1 pseudogene is annotated in these 230 nt (G+C 75.2%); it reads left to right on the top strand.

From position 1 onward, the window contains the following. Positions 1-230, top strand: a pseudogene (locus tag KVT38_RS34420) (aspartate aminotransferase family protein); the annotation flags it as partial.

Here is a 230-nt window from a genome sequence, read left to right as displayed (position 1 = left end):
ACGTGTGCCGCATGGCGCACGCGGCCGGCGCGGTTGAAATCTCCGACGAGGTCATCACGGCGTTTCGGTTCCACTACGGCCCGACGCAGACGTATGCGGCGGCGTTCCCCGGCCTGGCCGCGATCGAGCCGGACCTGTCGGCGCTCGGCAAAATCATCGGCGGGGGGCGGCCGCCCGGCGCCTCCCCCGGCCCCGCCGTGAACACCGCCCCGGTCGGGCCGCTCGGGCGC

Origin of the sequence: Cohnella sp. GbtcB17 (assembly GCF_019091135.1) — a bacterium.
In the GTDB taxonomy this organism is placed as follows: domain Bacteria; phylum Bacillota; class Bacilli; order Paenibacillales; family Paenibacillaceae; genus Cohnella.
The sequence above is the reverse complement of the archived record's forward strand: the minus strand, read 5'-3'. Positions and strand labels throughout refer to the sequence as shown.